Annotated in this window: 25 protein-coding genes and 1 rRNA gene; 1 reads left to right on the top strand and 25 read right to left on the bottom strand. The window is 42.8% G+C overall.

The features are described from left to right. Positions 1 to 207 precede the first annotated feature (207 nt). The 14 genes from I2484_RS12340 to metG form a co-directional block, all read right to left on the bottom strand. The gene (locus tag I2484_RS12340) at positions 208 to 840 is read right to left on the bottom strand and encodes a 50S ribosomal protein L25/general stress protein Ctc (protein ID WP_207151323.1); all 633 of its coding nucleotides are present in this window, start codon (positions 838 to 840) and stop codon (positions 208 to 210) included. 84 nt (positions 841 to 924) lie between these two features. Beyond that, positions 925 to 1,884 carry a ribose-phosphate diphosphokinase gene (locus I2484_RS12335; protein WP_207151322.1) on the bottom strand — a complete coding sequence of 320 codons (960 nt, stop codon included), beginning with the start codon at positions 1,882 to 1,884 and terminating at the stop codon, positions 925 to 927. Positions 1,885 to 1,898: 14 nt separating this feature from the next. Next, on the bottom strand, positions 1,899 to 3,269 hold the full coding sequence (gene glmU, locus I2484_RS12330; RefSeq protein ID WP_207151321.1) for a bifunctional UDP-N-acetylglucosamine diphosphorylase/glucosamine-1-phosphate N-acetyltransferase GlmU: 1,371 nt from the start codon (positions 3,267 to 3,269) through the stop codon (positions 1,899 to 1,901). 457 nt (positions 3,270 to 3,726) lie between these two features. After that, positions 3,727 to 4,011 (bottom strand): septation regulator SpoVG, encoded by a 285-nt coding sequence (gene spoVG / locus I2484_RS12325; RefSeq protein WP_186673333.1) that lies wholly within the window; start codon positions 4,009 to 4,011, stop codon positions 3,727 to 3,729. Between the two features lie 148 nt (positions 4,012 to 4,159). Further along, positions 4,160 to 4,537: a RidA family protein gene (locus I2484_RS12320; RefSeq protein WP_186673332.1), complete on the bottom strand. Its 378-nt coding sequence runs from the start codon at positions 4,535 to 4,537 to the stop codon at positions 4,160 to 4,162. A gap of 1 nt (position 4,538) precedes the next feature. Beyond that, positions 4,539 to 5,366 (bottom strand): pur operon repressor, encoded by an 828-nt coding sequence (purR, locus tag I2484_RS12315; protein ID WP_207151320.1) that lies wholly within the window; start codon positions 5,364 to 5,366, stop codon positions 4,539 to 4,541. Positions 5,367 to 5,421: 55 nt separating this feature from the next. Continuing rightward, positions 5,422 to 6,288, bottom strand: a complete 867-nt coding sequence (gene ispE / locus I2484_RS12310; protein ID WP_207151319.1) for a 4-(cytidine 5'-diphospho)-2-C-methyl-D-erythritol kinase — start codon at positions 6,286 to 6,288, stop codon at positions 5,422 to 5,424. A 296-nt stretch (positions 6,289 to 6,584) separates the two neighbouring features. Continuing rightward, positions 6,585 to 6,761 carry a small, acid-soluble spore protein, alpha/beta type gene (locus I2484_RS12305; protein WP_207151318.1) on the bottom strand — a complete coding sequence of 59 codons (177 nt, stop codon included), beginning with the start codon at positions 6,759 to 6,761 and terminating at the stop codon, positions 6,585 to 6,587. Positions 6,762 to 6,893: 132 nt separating this feature from the next. Continuing rightward, positions 6,894 to 7,160 carry a biofilm formation stimulator Veg gene (gene veg, locus I2484_RS12300; RefSeq protein WP_067213752.1) on the bottom strand — a complete coding sequence of 89 codons (267 nt, stop codon included), beginning with the start codon at positions 7,158 to 7,160 and terminating at the stop codon, positions 6,894 to 6,896. A gap of 136 nt (positions 7,161 to 7,296) precedes the next feature. Beyond that, a complete protein-coding gene (gene rsmA / locus I2484_RS12295) occupies positions 7,297 to 8,199 on the bottom strand; it encodes a 16S rRNA (adenine(1518)-N(6)/adenine(1519)-N(6))-dimethyltransferase RsmA (RefSeq protein ID WP_207151317.1) in 903 nt (300 codons plus the stop codon). Next, positions 8,192 to 8,758, bottom strand: coding sequence for a ribonuclease M5 (gene rnmV, locus I2484_RS12290; protein ID WP_207151368.1), 567 nt, complete (start codon positions 8,756 to 8,758; stop codon positions 8,192 to 8,194). Before rnmV ends, rsmA begins: the two co-directional genes overlap by 8 nt. A gap of 197 nt (positions 8,759 to 8,955) precedes the next feature. Then, positions 8,956 to 10,185, bottom strand: coding sequence for a ubiquitin-like domain-containing protein (locus I2484_RS12285; RefSeq protein ID WP_207151316.1), 1,230 nt, complete (start codon positions 10,183 to 10,185; stop codon positions 8,956 to 8,958). Positions 10,186 to 10,320: 135 nt separating this feature from the next. Further along, positions 10,321 to 11,088 (bottom strand): TatD family hydrolase, encoded by a 768-nt coding sequence (locus I2484_RS12280; protein ID WP_207151315.1) that lies wholly within the window; start codon positions 11,086 to 11,088, stop codon positions 10,321 to 10,323. 213 nt (positions 11,089 to 11,301) lie between these two features. Then, complete coding sequence (metG, locus tag I2484_RS12275; RefSeq protein ID WP_207151314.1) at positions 11,302 to 13,275, bottom strand: methionine--tRNA ligase; 1,974 nt, start codon at positions 13,273 to 13,275, stop codon at positions 11,302 to 11,304. Positions 13,276 to 13,553: 278 nt separating this feature from the next. Here metG and I2484_RS12270 point away from each other — a divergent pair, with 278 nt between their 5' ends. Then, positions 13,554 to 13,832 carry an AbrB/MazE/SpoVT family DNA-binding domain-containing protein gene (locus I2484_RS12270; RefSeq protein WP_186673315.1) on the top strand — a complete coding sequence of 93 codons (279 nt, stop codon included), beginning with the start codon at positions 13,554 to 13,556 and terminating at the stop codon, positions 13,830 to 13,832. Between the two features lie 249 nt (positions 13,833 to 14,081). Here I2484_RS12270 and rsmI read toward each other — a convergent pair whose 3' ends face one another. From rsmI to rrf, 11 genes are all read right to left on the bottom strand, one after another. After that, positions 14,082 to 14,960 (bottom strand): 16S rRNA (cytidine(1402)-2'-O)-methyltransferase, encoded by an 879-nt coding sequence (rsmI, locus tag I2484_RS12265; RefSeq protein ID WP_207151313.1) that lies wholly within the window; start codon positions 14,958 to 14,960, stop codon positions 14,082 to 14,084. After that, complete coding sequence (locus I2484_RS12260) at positions 14,938 to 15,225, bottom strand: GIY-YIG nuclease family protein (protein ID WP_207151312.1); 288 nt, start codon at positions 15,223 to 15,225, stop codon at positions 14,938 to 14,940. Before I2484_RS12260 ends, rsmI begins: the two co-directional genes overlap by 23 nt. After that, the gene (locus tag I2484_RS12255; protein ID WP_207151311.1) at positions 15,209 to 15,961 is read right to left on the bottom strand and encodes a tRNA1(Val) (adenine(37)-N6)-methyltransferase; all 753 of its coding nucleotides are present in this window, start codon (positions 15,959 to 15,961) and stop codon (positions 15,209 to 15,211) included. Before I2484_RS12255 ends, I2484_RS12260 begins: the two co-directional genes overlap by 17 nt. A 124-nt stretch (positions 15,962 to 16,085) precedes the next feature. After that, positions 16,086 to 16,400 (bottom strand): initiation-control protein YabA, encoded by a 315-nt coding sequence (locus I2484_RS12250; protein ID WP_481886407.1) that lies wholly within the window; start codon positions 16,398 to 16,400, stop codon positions 16,086 to 16,088. 70 nt (positions 16,401 to 16,470) lie between these two features. Next, a complete protein-coding gene (locus tag I2484_RS12245) occupies positions 16,471 to 17,298 on the bottom strand; it encodes a PSP1 domain-containing protein (RefSeq protein ID WP_207151309.1) in 828 nt (275 codons plus the stop codon). Next, complete coding sequence (gene holB / locus I2484_RS12240) at positions 17,291 to 18,298, bottom strand: DNA polymerase III subunit delta' (protein WP_207151308.1); 1,008 nt, start codon at positions 18,296 to 18,298, stop codon at positions 17,291 to 17,293. The genes I2484_RS12245 and holB overlap by 8 nt, the downstream gene beginning before the upstream one ends. A gap of 58 nt (positions 18,299 to 18,356) precedes the next feature. Beyond that, positions 18,357 to 18,797, bottom strand: coding sequence for a YaaR family protein (locus tag I2484_RS12235; protein ID WP_067213763.1), 441 nt, complete (start codon positions 18,795 to 18,797; stop codon positions 18,357 to 18,359). A 28-nt stretch (positions 18,798 to 18,825) separates the two neighbouring features. Continuing rightward, positions 18,826 to 19,155: a cyclic-di-AMP receptor gene (locus I2484_RS12230; protein WP_179393560.1), complete on the bottom strand. Its 330-nt coding sequence runs from the start codon at positions 19,153 to 19,155 to the stop codon at positions 18,826 to 18,828. 47 nt (positions 19,156 to 19,202) lie between these two features. Then, positions 19,203 to 19,838, bottom strand: a complete 636-nt coding sequence (gene tmk, locus I2484_RS12225) for a dTMP kinase (RefSeq protein WP_207151307.1) — start codon at positions 19,836 to 19,838, stop codon at positions 19,203 to 19,205. Between the two features lies 1 nt (position 19,839). Beyond that, positions 19,840 to 21,276 (bottom strand): aminotransferase class I/II-fold pyridoxal phosphate-dependent enzyme, encoded by a 1,437-nt coding sequence (locus tag I2484_RS12220; RefSeq protein ID WP_207151306.1) that lies wholly within the window; start codon positions 21,274 to 21,276, stop codon positions 19,840 to 19,842. A gap of 439 nt (positions 21,277 to 21,715) precedes the next feature. Continuing rightward, positions 21,716 to 21,815, bottom strand: a 5S ribosomal RNA gene (gene rrf, locus I2484_RS12215); the annotation flags it as partial.

The raw sequence follows: 21,815 nt of genomic DNA, 5'->3' as shown, positions 1-21,815 counted from the left end.
AGGGATGAAGTTCAATCCCTCCCAGCTGCGTGACCCACATCCTGTGGACCTCCGAGCCTCTAGGCGCTGGAGTCGGATGTGCAATCCTTATGTTGCAGCTTATCCATAGTACGTGATTTTATAGATTCCAAGCTATAAAAAAACTTATAACTGCTTACCTTTGAAATAGAAAAGAAGCGCACGGATTTCCGTGCGCTCATGTTTGTATTACTTCGCTTCTTTCTTCTCACCAATTACTTCAGGCTCTACTGATTCAGATGCCTCACTCTCAAGTTCTTCCATTTCCGCAGCTGTACGCGGTGAAGAAATTAGAACGAGTGCATGATCATCTTCGTTTAAAATTTCATATTTTGATTTCGCACGAATTTCAGCTACTGTAATCGATTCTCCAATTTGAAGGTTTGAAATATCAATATCGAATGTCTCCGGAATGTCTGAAGGTTTAACTTTGATAGTCACTTCACGGTTTGGCTGTTGAAGTACTCCGCCTTCTTTCAAGCCTACAGATTCGCCTACAAGATGTACCAGTACATCTACTTCAAGCTCTTCTGTCATATTGATAGCAAGGAAGTCCGCATGTTGGATTTCACCTTTTAAGACGTCAGATTGATAATCGTTTAGGACAACATTAATGTCCTTCCCGTCAATATTAAGTTTAATAACGCCATTACGGCCTGTTATTTGTAATGTCTTCAGTAAATCTCTCTCTTTTACTGAAATCGATGTCGCTTCTGTTTTATAACCGTAGACGACTGCTGGAACATAGCCCTCTTTACGTAATTCAGTTAGTGTTGATTGATTTGATGGTACTCTCGCTTCTGATTGTATAGTTGTACTCATTTTATTTAATCACCCTTCTTTAAAAAAAGTTGTGTTGATTAATAAATACCCAATGACAAGCGACATGAAACATCTAAATTCAATTTACTCAAATAATGTACTAACAGATTTCTCTTCGAACACACGCACGATTGCTTCTGCAAGCAATGAAGCAATGGAAAGTTGCTTGATTTTTGGAGATGTTTTCGTTGCCGGAAGCTCAATTGAATTTGTAATAACCAATTCTTTGATTTGGGAATTGTCAATTCGTTCGATTGCTGGTCCTGATAACACTGGATGTGTACAACAAGCATACACTTCTTTTGCTCCACTTTCGATTAATGCGCTCGCCGCAATTGTGATTGTCCCTGCTGTATCGATAATATCATCAATTAGGATTGCTGTTTTCCCTTCAACATTGCCTACAATATTCATCACTTCAGCAACATTTGGACGTGGGCGACGTTTGTCAATAATCGCTATAGGGGCTTTCATGCGATCCGCCATCTTACGCGCACGCGTTACACCGCCGTGATCCGGTGATACAATGACAAGTTCATCAATGTTAAAGCCTTTTCCTTTAAAGTATTCTGTAAGGATTGGCTCAGCTACGAGATGATCGATTGGTATATCGAAGAAACCTTGGATTTGTGGTGCATGCAGATCTATTGCAATGACGCGATGCGCTCCCGCTGTTTCAAGTAAATTCGCAACAAGTTTCGCTGTAATCGGTTCACGTGAACGTGCTTTACGATCTTGGCGCGCGTAGCCGTAATAAGGCATAACAACATTGATTGTGCGTGCTGATGCGCGTTTCAAAGCGTCAATCATAATAAGAAGTTCCATCAAATTTTCATTGACAGGGTACGATGTCGACTGGATGACGAATACATCACAGCCACGGATACTTTCTTCGATATTGATTTGGACTTCCCCGTCACTGAATTGCTTGACCGAGCATTTGCCTAGTGGGCGTCCGATTTTTTCCGCTACTTGCACCGCAAGTGTTTGGTTCGAATTCAAAGAAAATATCTTTAGTTTATCGTTAGGATAGTGATTAGCCATCATGTTCCCCCTGTTTAATTGAGATTTAGTTTGTTTGCATATCCTTCTTTATTCTCCTGGCGCGCACGTGCAATTGCAAGTGAACTTTCTGGCACACTTTTAGTAATTGTCGATCCAGCTGCTACATATGCACCTTTTCCAACTGTAACCGGAGCGACTAAATTGGAATTACACCCGATAAACGCATCGTCTTCAATCGTTGTAAGGTGTTTATTCTTGCCGTCGTAATTGACGGTAATTGTACCGCACCCCACATTTACATGCGATCCAATTTTGGCATCACCTATATAACTCAAATGTGACACTTTGCTGCCTTCACCTAGTGTCGATTTTTTCACTTCTACAAAGTTACCGATTTTCACACTATCACCAAGATTAGAATCCGGGCGGATATGTGCAAACGGTCCGATTGCCGTAACCGATCCAATTCTGCTAGACAAAACAACAGATGAATGCACGGTTGTACGATCACCAATTACACTATTAACAATCTGGCTATTCGGTCCGATTACGCATTTGTTACCGATAACAGTATGCCCTTCAATCATCGTTCCAGGTTGAAGAACTGTATCTCGGCCAATTTCAGCCTCCGCGCTTATATAGGTGTTTTCAGGGTTGATTATAGTAACACCGTTACGCATATGCTTTTCAGCAATACGTCTGCGCATGACACACTCTGCTTCTGCCAAGACTACCCGGTCATTGATACCAAGTGTCTCACTGAAATCCCCCGTCACGTATGCTGAAACGAGCGCACTTTCGGATTGCAAAATACCAACTACATCTGGGAGATAGTATTCTCCCTGCATATTATTATTTTTCACTTTTTTCAACGTTTCGAAAAGTGTCCGATTGTCAAAGCAATAGGTCCCTGTATTGATTTCCGTTACTTTTTGCTCTTCGGGAGTTGCATCTTTCTGTTCAACATTTCGGAGAACTTGACCATTCTCTCCCCGGATAATGCGCCCGTATCCTGTTGGATCATCCGCATAAGCCGTCAAAATTGTTGCTTTTGCGCCCGTTGCCTTATGATGCGCAATCAATGCCTCCATCGTTTCAGAGCGAATGAGCGGCGTATCTCCGCATACAACCATCGTAGTGCCATCTAAGTCACCAATAAGCCTCTCAGCCTGCTGGACAGCGTGTGCTGTACCTAATTGCTCTTGCTGTAAGGCATATTCACTTTTCTCCCCAAGCGTTTCTTCTACCGTTTCTGCACCATGTCCAACTATCGTAACAATTCGACTGATACCAAGACCGCGTATATGATCAATTACGTGTTCGACCATTGGTTTTCCACAAACGGGATGCAGCACTTTATATAAATCGGACTTCATCCGTGTACCTTGCCCTGCAGCCAGGACAACGGCATATGTATTTGTCATTTAATAGCCCCCGTGAATGAGGGATGAAGGCGAATCCCCCTCTAATGTTTTCACTATTGACTATAGCTGAAAACGGGCTATTTTTCAACCTCATAACTCTTGACAAGTTGATTACAATCTTTTATCATTATTTTTTTCTTTTTTTCTTCGCTTTTGAAAACCACAAAATCCCCATGTAAAACAAAGCGCAGGACATCTGCAAGTGAACACAGCCTAAGTTTGCCACGTCACGTGGCAACAAAGAGAAATGTAGTTTAATCTCCCTTCGCTGCGTAACCCACATTCTGCAGGCCTCCGAGAATTAGGTACTCGGAGTCTATACGTGAAACTTCTATCGTTGTAAACTATCCACAGTACAAAACTTTATCGTTTCTTAAGCAAAGAAAAAACTACCCTTTTAACCACTGGCGGTCTATATTACTTCATGATAAGCATGAATGGAAACGAGGACGCCACATCATGCGCCAGCCCCTTCAAATACTACTTCTTCTGCGGACAGGTGGTATGCCGCCATTACCGCATCTTGGATTTTTGTTCGAGCACTTGTATTAATCGGATGTGCTACATCACGAAACTCCCCATCAGGTGTCCGTTTACTCGGCATCGCTACGAACAATCCCTCATTTCCATCGATAACCCGAATATCGTGTACGACAAATTCATCGTCAATCGTAATCGAAGCAATCGCCCTCATCCTTCCATCCGTTTCCATCTTCCGCAACCTCACATCTGTTACTTCCATCTCTTACCACTCCTTTTGTCTTTACAGCGCATGACGACTATATTCCACAAAAGTAAGCGTTTCCCTTCTTTATAATCACAATTATTTAAACATTTCGAATGACACACAAATAAAAAACCCGCCCAAGTGGTATTTGGGTGGGTATCTGTTATTCGCTTACTAGAGCAATAACTTCTATTTCAATTTTTACGTCTTTCGGTAGTCTAGCAACTTCAACAGTTGATCGTGCAGGTGTATGAGCCCCGAAATGGTGTGCATAAATGTCATTGACAGCAACAAATTCATTCATATCTTTAATAAAAACAGTCGCTTTGACTACTTTATCCAGAGATGAACCTGCTGCTTTCAGCACTTCTTTTAAATTAGCAAACACTTGGTGTGTTTGGTCTTCGATAGTCCCCTCAACAAGCAATCCTTCCGGCGTCAATGGAATTTGTCCGGATGTATATACCATTCCGTTCACACTAACCGCTTGTGCATAAGGTCCAATAGCCTGTGGTGCATTTTCTGTCGCTACATAATTCATATTATTTTCCACCTTCCACAAAATAGTTTCCTTCTTCTAACTCGATGGTGCCATTCTTTTCATTTACTGCATGAAGCTTGACGAGAGATAGGTAGTTATCGACCAGAATCTCTCCGGCATGATCGGATTCTACTAGAACGGCAATACCCGCCAGCTCACAACCGAACTCTTCGAGAAGACTCTTCATGCCAAGCATCGTACCGCCTGCCTTCATAAAATCGTCTGTAATGAGGACCTTACGCCCACTTTGCATGCTTCTCTTCGATAATACCATTGTTTGAATACGCCTGTTTGAACCAGATACGTAATTGATGCTCACTGTTGGTCCCTCAGTCACCTTGCTATCGCGGCGCACGACAACGACTGGGACATTCAGATGACGCGCAATTGCATGGGCAATCGGGATTCCCTTTGTCGCGACCGTCATAATCACGTCAATGTCTGTCTCCGCGTACGCTGAAGCGAATACTTTACCTACGCGATCCATAATGCGCGGATTGCCAAGAAGGTCCGTCATGAATAAATAACCGCCTGGCAACAATCGATCCGAATGACCAAGTTTCTCCATTAGAATCGACATCACTTCACGAACGTCAGGTTCTGCCATCTTCGGGATGAACTTCACTCCTCCCGCCGCTCCGGAAACCGTCACCAGTTTCCCTGTGCCTTTTTCCTCAAACGTTTCTTTTACAATCGTCAAATCCTCGCTAATTGAGGATTTTGCTGCTTGATAACGTTCGGAGAAGAAGGTCAGTGGAATAAGTTCATGTGGTGATTCCAACAATTGGCTAGTCATATCTACAAGCCGCTCGCTCCTTTTCCACTTCATAGTATCATCTCCTAAATCCGAATATTTTAATGTACATTACCACAATCGTACGTGTTTAATCAAGAATTGTATGTCCACCGACCATTCTAACCGCATATACCTCTGGACAGAACCCTTTTAGCCCATTATAAATTCGCGGCACCCTGGATTCGTGTTTAACGAGACCGAAAACCGTCGGGCCGCTACCACTCATTAAAACCGCATCCGCACCAAACCTTTTCATCTGCTCTTTCAGAACGACTACTTGCGGATACAGATCCATTGTGACGGTTTCTAAGACATTCCCGACCGACATGCACATTTCATCGTAATCTCCCGCTCGTAATGCTTCAATCATGCCTAACGTATCGATATGATCAATCGTAGATAAGTCTAGATTTCCATATATATCTCCTGTCGAAACCGAAATTGCCGGTTTGGCAAGGATAACCCAACAGTTTGGTGGAGCTGGCAAAGTTTCGATTATTTCCCCGCGACCTGTCGCGAGTGCTGTTCCACCGTGTACACAGAATGAAACATCCGAACCAATCCGCGCACCGAGCTTCGCAAGTTCTTTGACGCTTAACCTTAAATCCCATAGCCTATTCAATCCCCGTAATGTAGCAGCGGCATCCGAACTTCCGCCCGCTAGCCCAGCAGCGACTGGAATACTTTTTTCTAACGTAATCTCAACACCATTTGTAATCCCACATTCAATTTGTAACAATTCAGCTGCTTGATAAGCCAAGTTCTTTCGGTCATTGGGTACATGCCGTTCTGATGCCTTGATGATAATTTTTCCGTTATCTGTCGGACGAAGCCAGATTCTGTCCGCTAAATCGACCGTGGTCATAATCATTTCGACTTCATGAAAACCATCCGGGCGCTTATGTAGTACATCGAGTGTTAAATTGATTTTTGCAGGTGCCTTTTCATAAAGCATCCGGCTCCCTCCCTTCCAGCTAGTCTGTGTCCCTCTATTTTACCATAGGGTGAATTATTTGCGCTGTGAAATGATAATATTTGGGTAACTGATTTTTGAAAGCCTCGTTTTCATAACAAATGTGGATACGCGACCGACCATTTAAAAACGCCTATCAAGCATAAACACAATCTATCATATCTATAACTACAAATTTTTAAGCAATGAAAAGAAGAGCTGAACCGGATGTTTTGATGCCCCCGGATCCAGCTCTTCTTTTGTCAGCCTGTTAGTTGGATAATGGGTAATTCATAGCGTTATTTCTTTTGTGCTACTCCTCGTTCGGCCATTTCAATTGCTCGCTTCACCATATTGCCTGCGTCGCGTGATTTGATGCCGCCCCAACCTTCTCGCTCCACAACATCATAAAATCCAAGCTCTTTCGCAATTTCTACTTTCAAGCCTTCAGACATTATGCCACGTTTTCTCGCCATTCGGTTTTCCTCCTTTTGGCTGACAATCGTAGTATGAACCAAATGAATAAAAAAACACCCGTACAAGACATTCAATTTCAGAATGCTCGCACAGATGTTGTTTAAAAATGAATTAAATCATAAATGCCGTAATTATTTGATAATGAATGCAGTAGGATCTGCACCCTCAAGAATTGTTATTTCAACCGCTTCGGTTAAAATATCTGCATAGCTGTAAGATACTCTTTCAAACGCATTTTCGTCCTGGTCAAGTTCAACTACGAATACTGCACGATATGTTTCTCGCAGCACTCCCGCTCTCTCGATTGTCTTCTTCCGTCCACCGTTTGCTTTTAAGTGCAAACGTTTTCCCAGATGAGAATCCAATGACTTCTTAATGTCCGCTAATGTTTTTGGCACGTCGCTTACACCTCACTAAGTATAAGCATAACACTTTTAAAAGTTTCTGTCAATTAAAATCTTCATTTTAACAATTGCTTGTCTACTTTGTCAATCTTTTTATTAGAAAAAAGGGTATTTATCTACTAAAATCGTTCTAACTCTGTCTTTTTTTCTTTTCCTCAAAGAAGTCCTCATACAAGACATTTGACAGGTTGGCAAACTCTTCTATTGACAGTGTTTCCCCGCGTCGGCCAGGATCCATGCCGATTTGTTCGAAAGCTTTCAATATCACTTCTTTCTTCAACTTGCCATTCGGAAGTGACGATTGCAAGTTGTTCAAGATTGTCTTCCTGCGCTGGACAAACGAACCCCTAGACACTACAAACATAAAGTCTTCATCTATTACTTTTGCTGGTGCTGTTTCTTTTCTCGTCAAACGCAGAACAGCTGACTCAACATTTGGTTGCGGCATGAATACCGTCTTCGGTACAATCATAGCCACTTCCGCATCCATATAGTACTGAATTGCAATGGACAGAGAACCGTATGCTTTTGTCCCAGGAACCGCTGTAATGCGATCTGCCACTTCTTTCTGCATCATCACTACCATACCTGCTACCGGAACTTTGCCGAGCAAGAATTTCATGATAATTGGCGTCGTCACATAATAAGGCAAGTTTGCAACGACAACAACATCCTCGTAATCCGCGAAGTGATCCTGCATTACTTGTAGAAGGTCAGCTTCCAATATGTCCTGATGAACGATTGTTACATTATCATAAGGCGACAGGGTATCTTCCAATACAGGAAGGAGGCGTCCGTCAATTTCAAAAGCGACCACTTTCCCCGCGCTTCTTGCAAGATGTTCTGTTAGTGCACCAATTCCTGGTCCAATTTCAATAACACCCGTTTTTTCGGATAAACCTGCGTGCGAAATGATATTACGTAAAATATTGGGGTCAATCAAGAAGTTTTGACCTAAACTCTTTTTGAGCGAAAAACCGTATTTAGCGAGAATTTCCTTCGTCCTGACCGGAGTCGCGATATCTTTATTCATTTTTTTCCGTTTCCTCCTCGTCTAGAACCTTTAATACTTCTCCCAATCGATCATATCCAATTCGGAACATTTCCAACCGCTTCTTTAATCCTTTGCCATTCACTTGACCGATTTGCAACAGCTCGCTTAAGCGTTCACGCCGCCTTTTTGCATCGGGATGCCCGATAAGCCTAGCCGTCATCAAGTCAGCTAGTGGAATATCAACAACAGGCTGGTCATCCACTGTGTAAACCGCACTTAGCGCCGCCCGTATATGCTCATCATGCGCATGCTCAATCCCAAGCCCCGATCCATTTTTGGCAATCGTCAGCTTCTTTTCAAGAAAAGCGTGTTTAACGCCCGGAATACGCTCTTCAATAATGGCACGGATTCTTCTCCCAGGATAGTCGGGATCCGTGAATACGATGACGCCTCGTGTTTCCTGTGCATGACGAATACGCGTGAGTGTTAACTCGTCAATTGCAGAACCGTTCGTTTCGATCGTATCTGCACCCGCTGCCCGTTTTACGGCGACTGTATCTGACTTGCCCTCAACAACAATAATTTCCTTAATGTTCACAAAAATCCTCATTCCCATTGCATTCTTCCCCTAATTCTACTCTGACCGCAAGCGGATGTACAGATGGGTGGGTGATCAATTAGGCCTCGGCGCAATTCAACATTTGGGACACACACCGGAGGCTGAGCTTACTTCAGCAGAAGCAAGCTCTAACACAATAATCCGCGGGACTAATTTCAGTCCTGCGGATGTATATGTCAATCGATGATTTTAATCTTCACTTGGCGTCGGCCGAATTTATAGGCATCGCTTTTTGTCGGTACATGCAGGTCAATTTTCTTGCCTTTGATTGCGCCGCCTGTATCCCCTGCGACTGCATAGCCGTATCCTTCAACCCACACTTTAGAACCGAGCGGGATAACGCTTGGGTCGACTGCAATGACTTTCAAGTTGGGGTTCGCACGTAAATTAATACCTGTACGTGTAATTCCAGAACAGCCATTACAATGCGCTGTATAGGCCGTAGCGGTTACGTAGAACTCCCCGCCTTCCGCAGATGAATCATTACGCGATACAGTTTTCGAATTAGACATCCCTACTGATGCACTTGCAACCATCACCCGCGAGCCGATTGCAACGACTTTTGTTTGTGGTTCTTTAATTGACTTCTCTTCTAGCAACTTACGGGAAACTTCTTTCCCATTTTCTTTAACAATTTCAAACTTCCGTGAAACCGTTCCTTTTTTTCCCGCCTGGACGATTTTTTCGCGCCCTTTCAGTAAAGATGGATCGTTGCGTGTTTCAACTGCAAAGTTCGCCGGTTCTTCCACTACATCGGTGACTTTTTCCACTCGTACGACCTCCACTATAGAACCAGGCTTTAGATACCCATCTGCCTTTCTATTCAGACGATCGTCATCATTCAAATGAATGTTCTCTCTCTTTAAAAAGTCAGCGACCGTAGTCGAAGTTGACCGGACCTTCTTTTCTTCCCCGCCGTCATTCAACGTAACTTCAAAAGCTTTTTGGACGGTAATGCTATTTTCTTTCCCTAGCCGTTCATCCAGCACTGGGTTTACAACATCATTCTTGGAAATTTCAATACCCGCTTCAGCAAGCACCTCTTTAACCTTATGATTAGTCGTCCAAATGGATTTGGTATCCTGATCGACATTTATTACAACTTGTTGCGACTGTTCCCACTTAATCGATAGACCATCTTCGATAGGTGTATTCACTGAGGGCATTACTAGATCATGTTTGGCAACTTCAATTTCCTGTTCGGAAAGCAGGTTGCCAACTGTATGTGCGTGCGTTTTAATGTTAAGTTCTTCACCGTTCACGTCCAGCGTGATCGATTTTTTTGTTCCTTCAAAGAGAACAAGTGAAATAACAGTAACAAATAGCGTTAGCAAAACTGCGGTAATCGCTACTTTTTTACTCCTCAATGACTTATAGAACAGGTTTTTCATGGTATTTTTTGGCACGAAAAAAACTCCTCCTTCATCACTCGGCTGATTATAAAGGGTACTCTTCGTCATGTCAACCCGTTTGGCTTTGATGCATAACAAAATTAGGGGGCCCCTTATATGAAAATTATGGAAAACCACCTAACATCTTATTCATGTTATGTTAAATATATTCAAAGCATTTGCTGTCGTTCTTTTTGCAACTTCTTCAACAGGAATACTTTTTAGTCTCGCTATTTCTTCCGCTACAAGCGTCACCCATGCCGGTTCATTCCTTTTTCCACGGTATGGATGAGGTGCGAGGTAAGGCGCATCTGTTTCGATTAATAAATGATCAAGCGAAATTTCCGTTGCAACTTGTTTTGGCGCCTTTGCATTTTTAAACGTAACAGGCCCCCCCAATGAAATCATGAAATTCATATTTATGCACTCTTTTGCGGTCTCGACACTTCCACCAAAACAATGCATAATTCCTCCTGTTTTTTCAGCTTCTTCTTCTTTCAAGATACGAACGACATCCGCCGTTGCGTCCCGGTTATGGATAATAATCGGCAGGTTCACTTTCTGAGCAAGCCGAATCTGTTTTCTGAACACTTCCTGCTGCACATCTCGCGGTGATTTATCCCAATGATAATCAAGTCCTGTTTCCCCAATACCGACCACTTTAGGGTGTGCGGCGAGTGATTCAATCCATTCCAAGTCTTTTTCCGTGCAATCAATTGCATCTACGGGATGCCAACCGACAACGGCGTAAATGAAAGCATACTGTTCAGTCAGTTCCATCGCCTTCAAAATCGTCTTGCGATCAAATCCGACAACCACCATCTTGACAACGCCGGCCTCTTGGGCACGTTGAATCACTTCACCTATATCTTCTTCATACTGGTCTGCATTTAAATGGACATGTGTATCTATAAACATTATTTTCGCCTCACAATCGTTTTGTTTTAATCGAACAAATTAAGACTTCTATCGCTTTCTATATTAGTTACATAAAGAGTTCCTTCAAATCCACTTCGGCTTCCCCTTGTAAGGAGCCTTCGCTCAGTTCCTACTTTTAGACATATATTCTATATAGGGAATTACTTATAAAAAAGAAAAACGGCGTTTCCATGAGGGACGCCGTTTCTATTGTTATTTAACTTGTGCACCATTTTCAAGTGACTGGTCAACTGATGCAAGTTTCAAAATACCATCCGATTTTCCTGCTAAAATCATGCCTTGGGATAGCTCCCCGCGTAATTTTACAGGTTTCAAGTTAGCAACAACAATTACTTTCTGTCCGACAAGTGCCTCGGGTTCGTAATGTTCTGCGATGCCTGATACAACTTGTCGCTGCTCATAGCCCATATCCAATTGGAGCTTGAGCAGTTTATCTGCTTTCGGAATTCTTTCACAAGCAGTTACTGTCGCAACGCGTAAATCGACTTTTAGGAAATCATCGATTGAAATCTCAGCTGCTACTGCCTCTTCAACCTCCACTTTTGCAGGTTGCTCAGCAGGCGTATTTTCAGCCGGTGCAGTAATTGCCATCTGATCACGGATATAAACTACTTCAACGTCCGCATCCAGGCGTGGGAAGATTGGAACACCTTTTTCTACGACTTTTGTGCCAGTTGGAATGGCGTTGAAATTGCCTAGCGTATCCCAAGCAAGCAGTTTTTCATCCAGCCCCAGTTGCGTCATGATCTGTTTAGGCGCTTCCGTCATGAACGGTTGCAATAATACAGCAATGTGACGGAGTGACGTTGCTAGATGCATCATCACAGACGCTAGTTTACCTTTATCCGCCTCATCCTTCGCCAGTACCCACGGAGACGTCTCATCGATGTATTTGTTGGTCCGTGATATAAGAGCCCATAAATCGCCAAGGACAGCACTAAACTGCATCTTCTCCATTGACGCTTCGTATTTTCCAACCGTAGTTGTCATGAAGTTTGTCAAGCTGTCATCGAAGTCTGTAGCGACAAGAGCTTGTGTCGGAATCTCCCCGTCGAAATATTTATTGATCATCGAAATTGATCGGTTCAATAAGTTTCCAAGGTCGTTTGCTAGATCATAATTCGTCCGCTCTACAAATGATTCGGGTGAGAATACACCATCTTGCCCGAACGGCAATTCTCGAAGAAGGAAATAACGTGTCGCATCAAGTCCGTAGCGCTCAACAAGCATTTCGGGATAGACAACGTTACCTTTAGATTTCGACATTTTCCCGTCTTTCATCATGATGAAACCATGTGCAAATACTTTCTTCGGCAACGGCAAATCAAGTGCCATTAAGAAAATCGGCCAATAAATTGTATGGAAACGAACGATATCTTTTCCAACAACATGGACATCCGCCGGCCAATACTTTTTGAATAACGAATCGTCATCTGACTGATAGCCAAGCGCCGTGATGTAGTTTGTCAACGCATCGACCCATACATAAATGACATGCTTCAGGTCCCCCGGAACTTTTATTCCCCAATCAAACGACATACGGGAAACAGATAAGTCTTCCAGCCCCGGTTTGATAAAGTTATTAATCATCTCATTTTTACGCGATTCCGGTTCGATAAACTTTGGATTATCTTCATAAAATTTCAGTAGTCTTCCGGCATACTTCTTCATATTGAAGAAATATGATTCTTCCTTCACTTTTTTGACAGGGCGTCCACAATCAGGACAGTTGCCATTTTCAAGCTGCCCTTCCGTAAAGTATGTTTCACAAGGCAGGCAATACCATCCTTCGTACTCCCCTTTATAAATATCGCCATTATCAAGGAATGTTTTAAAGACCTTTTCAACAATGACTTTATGGCGCTCTTCCGTCGTACGGATGAAGTCGTCATATGAAATGTCCATTGTATTCCAAACCTTTTTCGCTGTCTCTGCGATACCGTCTACAAATTCCTGAGGTGGTAGTCCAGCTTCTTGCGCTTTTTCCTGGATCTTTTGACCGTGCTCATCCATTCCAGTAAGGAAACGGACATCATACCCGCGCAGTCGTTTGTAACGAGCCATCGCGTCAGAAGCCACAGTTGTGTATGCGGTACCAATATGAAATTTGCCGCTTGGGTAATAAATAGGCGTTGTAATATAAAAAGTCTTATTCTTATCAGCCACGAATATTCCTCCAGTGTATAAGTATGTATTATCTATTCTATCTAAAGCCTACTCGCGATACAATGATATTCCTCGACAATAGCTAACGTCATCGTTATTTTCATGTCTATTAGTCTATTCTTGTCGAATTTAAGCGCTTCTTTTTAAATAACTACTATTTTTCTCATAGTTTTAAGCTTGTGGCATTGACGTTAATTGGAAGACTTGGTATGATAAAAGTTGTTAAGAGAATTTTGTCGAATTTTGACGAAACTAAATGTATGAGAGGAGTTAATATAATGAAATCAACTGGTATTGTAAGAAAAGTCGATGAACTTGGACGTGTAGTAATTCCAATTGAATTACGCCGTACGCTTGGTATTGCACAAAAAGATGCTTTGGAAATTTACGTTGATGAAGATAAAATCATCCTAAAGAAATATATGCCGAATATGACATGCTCGATTACGGGCGATGTGTCTGATGATAATTTGAGTCTTATTGGCGGTAAGTTAATTTTGAGCCCCGAAGGCGCAAAACAACTCATCACTGAAATTGAAGATAGCTTGAAAAAGTAAGTTTATACTACTACTATCCAGACCGGTTAACCGTTCTGGATTTTTTACATTGAAAAGAACAAAAGCGCAAGCGCCTGATCAGATGCGACAGGCATAAGACAGGCTGGCGAAGCGGCGTTCTTTGTCACACAGACGGACTGACTTATGACCCAACCCTCTGGGCGCTGGAGTCTGGACGTGAAATCTCTATATTGCAGCTTATCCACAGTACATGGTTTTATTGTTTCCTAAGCTAAAAACAAATGCCGTTTATTCATCTTCAACATGAAATTCTTTATAAACATCGCGGCGGCTCAACCCACGAGAATTTGCTACTTCACGGATTGCCTCTTTTGAACGAAGATCTTTTCTTTCCATCAATTCTGTCACGTGATCACGGATTTCTAAGTCGTTCCACCACTCCTCTTTCTCTTCCACAATAACCCCGTCACTGCCTTCGATAACAATACAGAACTCGCCACGTATTTCGTTTGATTCTGCCCATAAAACAGCCTCTTCAAGCGTTCCACGAAGAAATTCCTCAAAACGTTTTGTCAATTCCCTTGCAAGGACAATAGAGCGTGTCCCACCGAAGCTCGTTTGTAACGCACGTAAGGTTTCCTTTAGCCTATGAGGTGCCTCATACAAAATGACCGTCTCTTCTCGTTGTTTTAAATCGTCTAATTGAATGTTCCGGGCCTTCTTCTGTCGTGATAAAAATCCAAAGAACATAAATGGTTGCGGTACTAGCCCAGAGGCAACTAGCGCACTGATTGCTGCATTCGCACCTGGAACAGGAACTACGTCATACCCCGCACTAATTGCCTTGGCTACAATGTCCGCTCCTGGATCAGAAATGCATGGCATACCTGCATCACTCACGAGTGCAACTGTCTTTCCATCCGCCAGCATTGCCAAAATCTTTTCTCCGCCGACTTCAATATTATGTTCATGATAACTCGTTAACGATGTCTTAATTTCAAAATGGTTACATAATCTGATTGTATTTCGCGTATCTTCTGCCGCAATCATATCGACCTCTTTAAGGATACGAATCGCTCGGTATGTCATATCTTCAAGATTACCGATTGGTGTCCCAACCAGAAACAGTTTTCCGCCACCTGGTTCAGCACTTTTCTGTGACTTCATTTACGTTTTGCCCCTTTCCAATATAAATCTCTTTTGCATTTCTCTTCAGTTGTTTAAATTGATACTCTGCCTGCATAGCTTCGCGTTTCGTTTCGAATTTTTCGTGGTAAATACATTGCACAGGTAGTTTTGCACGCGTATACTTAGCGCCCTTGCCTTCATTATGTACACGAATACGCTTTTCCAAATCATTCGTGTAACCAGCATAGTAGGACCCATCCTTGCATTCTAATACATAAAATAAGTGATCACCCATTTTGTCCATAAAGGAGGAGCCTCACTTCTTCCGTATATTCATTATCAGCACCATACACATAGAGAGGAGGTAATACTTTTAAATCCGGCTTACCGTCTTTAATCGCCTCAATCAGCAAGGTATTTGCTTCTTTACCCTCTTTCGGATAAATAAACTGTATCCGTTTCGGCTCCAGTCGATTTGCGCGCATTGCAGTGACAATGTCGAGTAAACGCCCTGGCCGGTGGACAAACGCCGCTTTGCCGCCCTGCTTTAACAATTCGCTTGACGACTGGATGGCCTGCTCAAGTGTTAGATGGATTTCATGCCTGGCAATTGCCATATGCTCCGACAAGTTCTTGTCACTTGCCTCGTGCGCTGGGAAGTAGGGAGGGTTACATGTTACTGTATCGTATTTTTCATAGCCGATTTTTTCCGCAATACCAATGACATCGCCATTAATGATTTGGATCCTACTTTCCAATCCATTATACTGGACACTTCTTTCCGCCATATTTGCAAGCCGTTCCTGTAATTCAATGGCAATAATAGTAGCGTTTGTTCTGGCACTTAAAAACAACGGAATTGCTCCGTTACCTGCGCATATATCTACAATTTTCCCGGACTGTTGTAGCGGGACATATGCAAATCGCGCTAGTAATACCGCATCCAAAGAAAATGAAAATACTGACGGACTTTGAATAATCCGCAGACTTTCCGCTAATAAGTAATCAAGTCGTTCATCATCCTGTAAAATTTCATCCATAATACTTTCCTCCATAATAGAAATGCGTAAGGCGCGGAATTAAGGAACACAACTTAAGTTCACCACGAGTGCGCCTACAATAAAAGAAAAGCCGATGCCTACGTTGCAATAGGATCGGCTGGCTTTACACGTTTTGTTTATTTAAGAATGAGAGGCAGAACAGACAGTCTTCCCCTTTACGAATACCACCGTAGTGGACATTACAGACGTGAAATCCTTCATTATATAGGCGCGCTAAATTATCAACGCCTTCTCCAACGTCTATTTTATTCGTTTTCTTCCGATGTTGCCTTGTATTGATTGTCTGTGCTTCTTCATCAATTTGTTTGTCTATTTCTTCAAGCCGCTTGCGCAAATGATGGTTTTCGAGTTGAAGCGAATGGTTCTCTTCCGTCATCTGCGCGACGAATCCAATCAATTCGCGGAATTGCTTTTGCATAGATTCGAGTTCTTGCTCGAATTCCATAACCCTATCCAGAAAACTCTTTTCTTTCAACTATCCCACCTCATTATTTAATCAATTGAGCCATATTGTTTTGTTGTTCCATTATTTCTTCCAACGTATACTCTAGTACCAGATCCTGCTCTGCCATGCTTACTTGTAGAAGGCGTTCAAGTAGATTCAAACCAACTACTTTTCCAGGCCCCTCAGGTGTTTGGACGCGTGTTCCTACGTCTGGCATAAGCGCTTTCGCTTCTTCGTAATCATCGTTCTCATATTTCAGGCAGCACATAAGACGTCCACATAAACCTGATATTTTTGATGGATTAAGTGATAAGTTCTGATCTTTTGCCATTTTTATCGAAACCGGTTCAAAATCACCGAGGAATGTCGAACAGCAAAGCATTCGACCACATGGTCCAATGCCACCAAGCATTTTCGCCTCGTCACGTACACCAATCTGTCGCAGTTCAATACGTGTTCGGAATATCGAGGCAAGATCTTTAACAAGATTTCGAAAGTCAACTCGGCCTTCAGCCGTAAAGTAAAAGACAATCTTGTTTCGATCGAATGTATACTCGACATCAACCAGCTTCATCTCTAGCGCATGTTCTATAATCTTTTCTACACCTGTACTAAAAGCCCGTTCAGCCTCAAGACGATTCTCCTCTACTTTTTCGAGGTCTTCCGTTTGCGCCGGACGAATGATCTTTCTGAGTGGCAATACAACATCATTCTCACCGACTTCTCTTACCTTACCTGTAACTTTACCGTATTCAATTCCACGTGCTGTTTCAACGATGACATAGTCACCTTCGTCGAGCGTATATTCAAGTGGATCGAAATAATATATTTTACCCGCTTTCTTAAAACGGACACCTACAACTTTATACAACAAGTAACCCCTCCTGCATGCTGAGCACCAATTGTTCCATTAAAAGCATGCGATTCATATTGCCGTGCAATTGCTTTTTCGACTGCAATATTGCCTCCATATTAGCAGACAACCGGCTATATGTCATCTTCATCGAAAGGCCTCTAATTAGTTCTTGCTGATCAGGAAATGCCGCTGTTGACTGCAAACCTGCTTTGGATGCCACCACATCTCGGTAAGCATAAAGCAGTAAATCCAGTCCACTCTCAGTCTCTTCCTTCTCTTTAAATAAAGGGGCCCATTCCGATTGAATGAATAACAACGCTTCATGGACATGTCTATCCGATGCTTCAACCAATTTTAACACTGTTTTTCGCATGTGTGCAAATTGATCATCTCCGGCAAGTCGAAAAGCTTCATCCAGATTAGCTGTGACCATCGTAACTGTCGCTGCCATTGAAGACGTAATACCCTTTTCGACTAGCTCACTAATCATCATTTCTCTAGATGGTGGTAGAAAAGATAAGCGCTGACAACGTGATTGGATCGTCGGTAATATCGATTGATACGAATCCGTTAAAAGAATTGCCGTTACATCACCTTCAGGTTCTTCAAGAAACTTGAGAAGCGTATTTGCCGCAGCAACGTTCATCCTATCTGCCCTGGAAATGATATATATTTTCCTACCTGCCTCGTAACCCTTTTTTGTCATGCTATAAACGAGATTGGACATCTGTTCTTTTCTGATATCCTGCCCATCCGGCCGAATAAGCGTTACGTTTGGATGATTACTAGACGTCACTCGGCGACAAGAATGGCATGTTTCACATGGAACAAAGTTTTCAGGACTAGCACAAAGAAGGAGTTTGGCAAAAAAAAGTGCAACTGCTTCTTTTCCTGTTCCACGTTCACCGTCAAACATATATGCATGTCCAATTCGCCCATTTTTATAGGAAGAACTTAATCGTTCAGTTATTTTTTTTTGCTCAACTACAAGCCGGTTATTCATTTCATCTTGCATAAGCACACACCTCCGTGTTCAAAAAAACCGTGTTTCTTAAACGACAGAAAACACGGAATCACATGTATAGATTGATGAGTAACCCTTTAATCTCACCAATTTTAGCTAATAGATCGACAGATGTTTTTTCTTCATTCAACAAGTCTTCTGCCAACTCAATAAGCCTCTCATCTATCGTTTCGACAATTTTCAACCTGCGTCCCTCACCGAAACGATTCCATGTATGAGACTGTTTAAGTCCCATTCCTGATTCAACGGCTTCTTTAAGAAAACGTCGAACTAGCATTTTAAATTTAGCCATATCACGCAAATTGCGTGAACGGGCTATTCTGTCGCCTGCTGATGAAATATCGCCGAGGAGCTTAGTAACTTGCTCTCCTTGGAGGCGCTGCTCTTGTTTTACAACCATTTGGCCAAACCGCGCTCCACCTTGAGATGAATGTAAAGGGTCGTTCCTCATCTTATCGAGGCCTGACCGATAGTCACTATTGACTTTCACTTAGGTTCACCTCTTATTCGTCAAAACATCAAAAATGATGGAAATGTTCAATTGGAAGGACGAATACGGTGGCACCGCCAACCTCGACCTCAACCGGGTAAGGAATGTAAGAGTCTGCATTTCCACCCATCGGAGAAACTGGAGCTACCATTTGATCTCGTGAACGGCAATTTTCTCGAATAAGTTCAAGTGCCTTCGGAACGAGGGCTTCATCGGTACCAATTAGAAACGTCGTATTCCCCGACCTTAAAAATCCTCCCGTACTAGCCAATTTCGTCGCTCGGAAGTCACCTTTGGTCAAAGCCGTAGATAACCGGTTACTGTCTTGGTCCTGTACAACTGCCACAATCAATTTCACGATAATCTCCCCTTTTCCGCTTTCCAACCATTATATCATGAATCAGTCTATTTAATGAGTCGGGAGCATATGATTTCCCAAACATTTTCCGTTACTTGCTCTTTAGAGAGCGAAGCATCCGTTGATCGAATCCGTTCTGGGTAACGGCGGATGAGCTCCTGATAACCTTCATAAACATGTTGATGAAATTGGATACTTTCATTATCCAATCGATTTTCTTCACGCTTATCATTTGCCGCAATTCGCGCTAGTCCTAGTTCTGGTTTGATATCAAAAAAGACCGTCAGATCCGGCATCGTATCGCTGATAGCAAACTCATTAATAGATAGAACCTCATCGATTCCAAGTCCGCGCGCATGCCCCTGATAGGCTAGTGAACTATCAATGAAACGATCACATAAGACAACCATTCCGTCCTCAAGTGCAGGAACTACTTTTTCAACGAGATGCTGCCTTCTTGCAGCTGCATAGAGAAGCGCTTCCGTCTTCGCATCCATTTCCTGATGATCATTATCGAGGATGATTTCACGGATTTTCTCCGCAATACGAATTCCACCCGGTTCACGCGTAAGAATAACCTTCAATCCTTGTTCTTCCATACGTTTATATAATTCTTTGATGACTGTTGTTTTTCCAGCCCCTTCAGGCCCTTCAAATGTGATGAATACACCTTTCTGTATCATGTTATTCCTCCACTCTATTCTTTACTACAACTATCTGTTTTTCATTAATTCGAATCTTGCCCTGAAACTTCGCCCCCATTTGAAGCAACTCTCCAAGAGTGTGAACATGCTTATCCTTTACAATCTCTCCGGCGATTAAAAGCGGAATACCCGGCGGATAGGGAATAATGGAAGCAGCCGCCACACGACCTACAGAATCTACATAAGGAATCCACTCCACCTCCATATTCGCCACTTCCTCGAACGTGTAAGCCAGACAAGATAGTCCCTCTCCAAGTGATGGTGCTTCTACTGTACTTATTATCTTATCCAATTGATTCAAACAAGCAACCGCAGTTTTCATTTTCTCGTGAATTTCATCGAAGGGATAGGTCGATTCCACTTTAAGTAACGGTAACACGAATAGCACTTGATAAGGATCTGCAATTTCCACGTATATCCCTTCCGCTTCCAGCCTTTTTTGTATATCAAAACCGGAATAACCTTTAATTCGCAAAATGAGCTTTAACGGATCATCCGTTTCAACCGTTTGAAGTCCTTGAATGAGTTTTAGTTGTTTAATAAAAGCCACCCGCTGTTCCGCGAAGTATTTTTTATCTTCTTCATTATAAGACTCCGCATAGGCTCGTGCATCATCTAGTGAGGCCATCAACAAATAAGATGGACTGCTGGACTGTAGCATCCCTAAATAACGGGCAACTTTTTCTGTAGCTATAAAATCTGAGCGTACATGTAAAAAAGAAGCCATCGTCATCGCAGGCAGTGTTTTGTGTGCTGAATGTACAACTACATCCGCCCCCATCTGAAGCGCCGAACGAGGAAATGGTTCTCCTACAACAAAATGCGCACCGTGTGCCTCGTCTACCAAGACCGGAACTCCATATGTATGACAAAGATTGATAGTCTCTTCCAGTTCGTTCCCTGCTAGGCCATAATACGTCGGATATGTAAGAATAACAGCCTTGGTGTCAGGATTAGCCTTGAGTGCCTCACCGACTTGCACAGCCGTCACGCCCCCCGCTGTTTTTGTAGACACATCCCAAACCGGTGACACAAACACCGGCCTTGCGCCAGTCAGCTCAATGGCATGGAAAATCGACTTATGTGCATTGCGCTGAACAATAACCGTTTCACCCGCACGACACGCCGCATAAACCATCGCCAAATTCCCCACCGTTGAACCATTCACAAGAAAGAAACTCTGATCCGAACCGTAGAGTAATGACAGCTTTCGCTGCGCCTCTTCAATTACACCACTCGGCTCATGAAGATCATCAAGACCCTCTAGCTCAGTGAAATCATATTGAAGAGCCGCTCGTAACTCGGTCGGTAAACCAGAAAGTATTCCCCCCTTATGCCCAGGCACGTGGAATGAAATCGGATCTGCTTCTTTGAATTTAATTAACGCTTCAATTAGCGGCCGACTAGGATCTTTCATTGTAAATCACGCTTCCTTTCCTTCTATTATATAGTATCTCAGACCGATCATATAACCAGTACAACCAACGTCTGTCGATTAACCATTTACTTACACAATATACTGGTAAGGGAGGCTCAATAGTCTTCATTTGGACTAGTATGTTTCCGGCTCACTTTCAGTTAAACTAATCACGACTAAGAACAAAAGCGCAAGCGCCTGTTTAGCCCCGACAAGCGCTGAAAGACCTGTAGTAAAGGTGTTTTTGCCTTTACTACAGGACAAAAGCGACTCGAGGGGCTAGGCACTGGAGTCTAGACAAACAAAAAATCATTACCCACTCGCTGGTAATGACTACATTTTCTCTATGCATTTGTGCTTTGATTTTTTTAAAAAAACATGCTGATAACACAAAACGAGATGATTCTTTAGAATCATCTCGTTTTGTGTTATCCATGGTGCCCGGCGACGTCCTACTCTTGCAGGGGGAAACCCCCAACTACCATCGGCGCTGAAGAGCTTAACTTCCGTGTTCGGGATGGGAACGGGTGTGACCTCTT

The sequence above is a fragment of the Sporosarcina sp. E16_8 genome (genome assembly GCF_017347095.1).
In the GTDB taxonomy this organism is placed as follows: domain Bacteria; phylum Bacillota; class Bacilli; order Bacillales_A; family Planococcaceae; genus Sporosarcina.
Note: the sequence above shows the minus strand (reverse complement) of the source record. Positions and strands in the feature narration are given on the sequence as shown.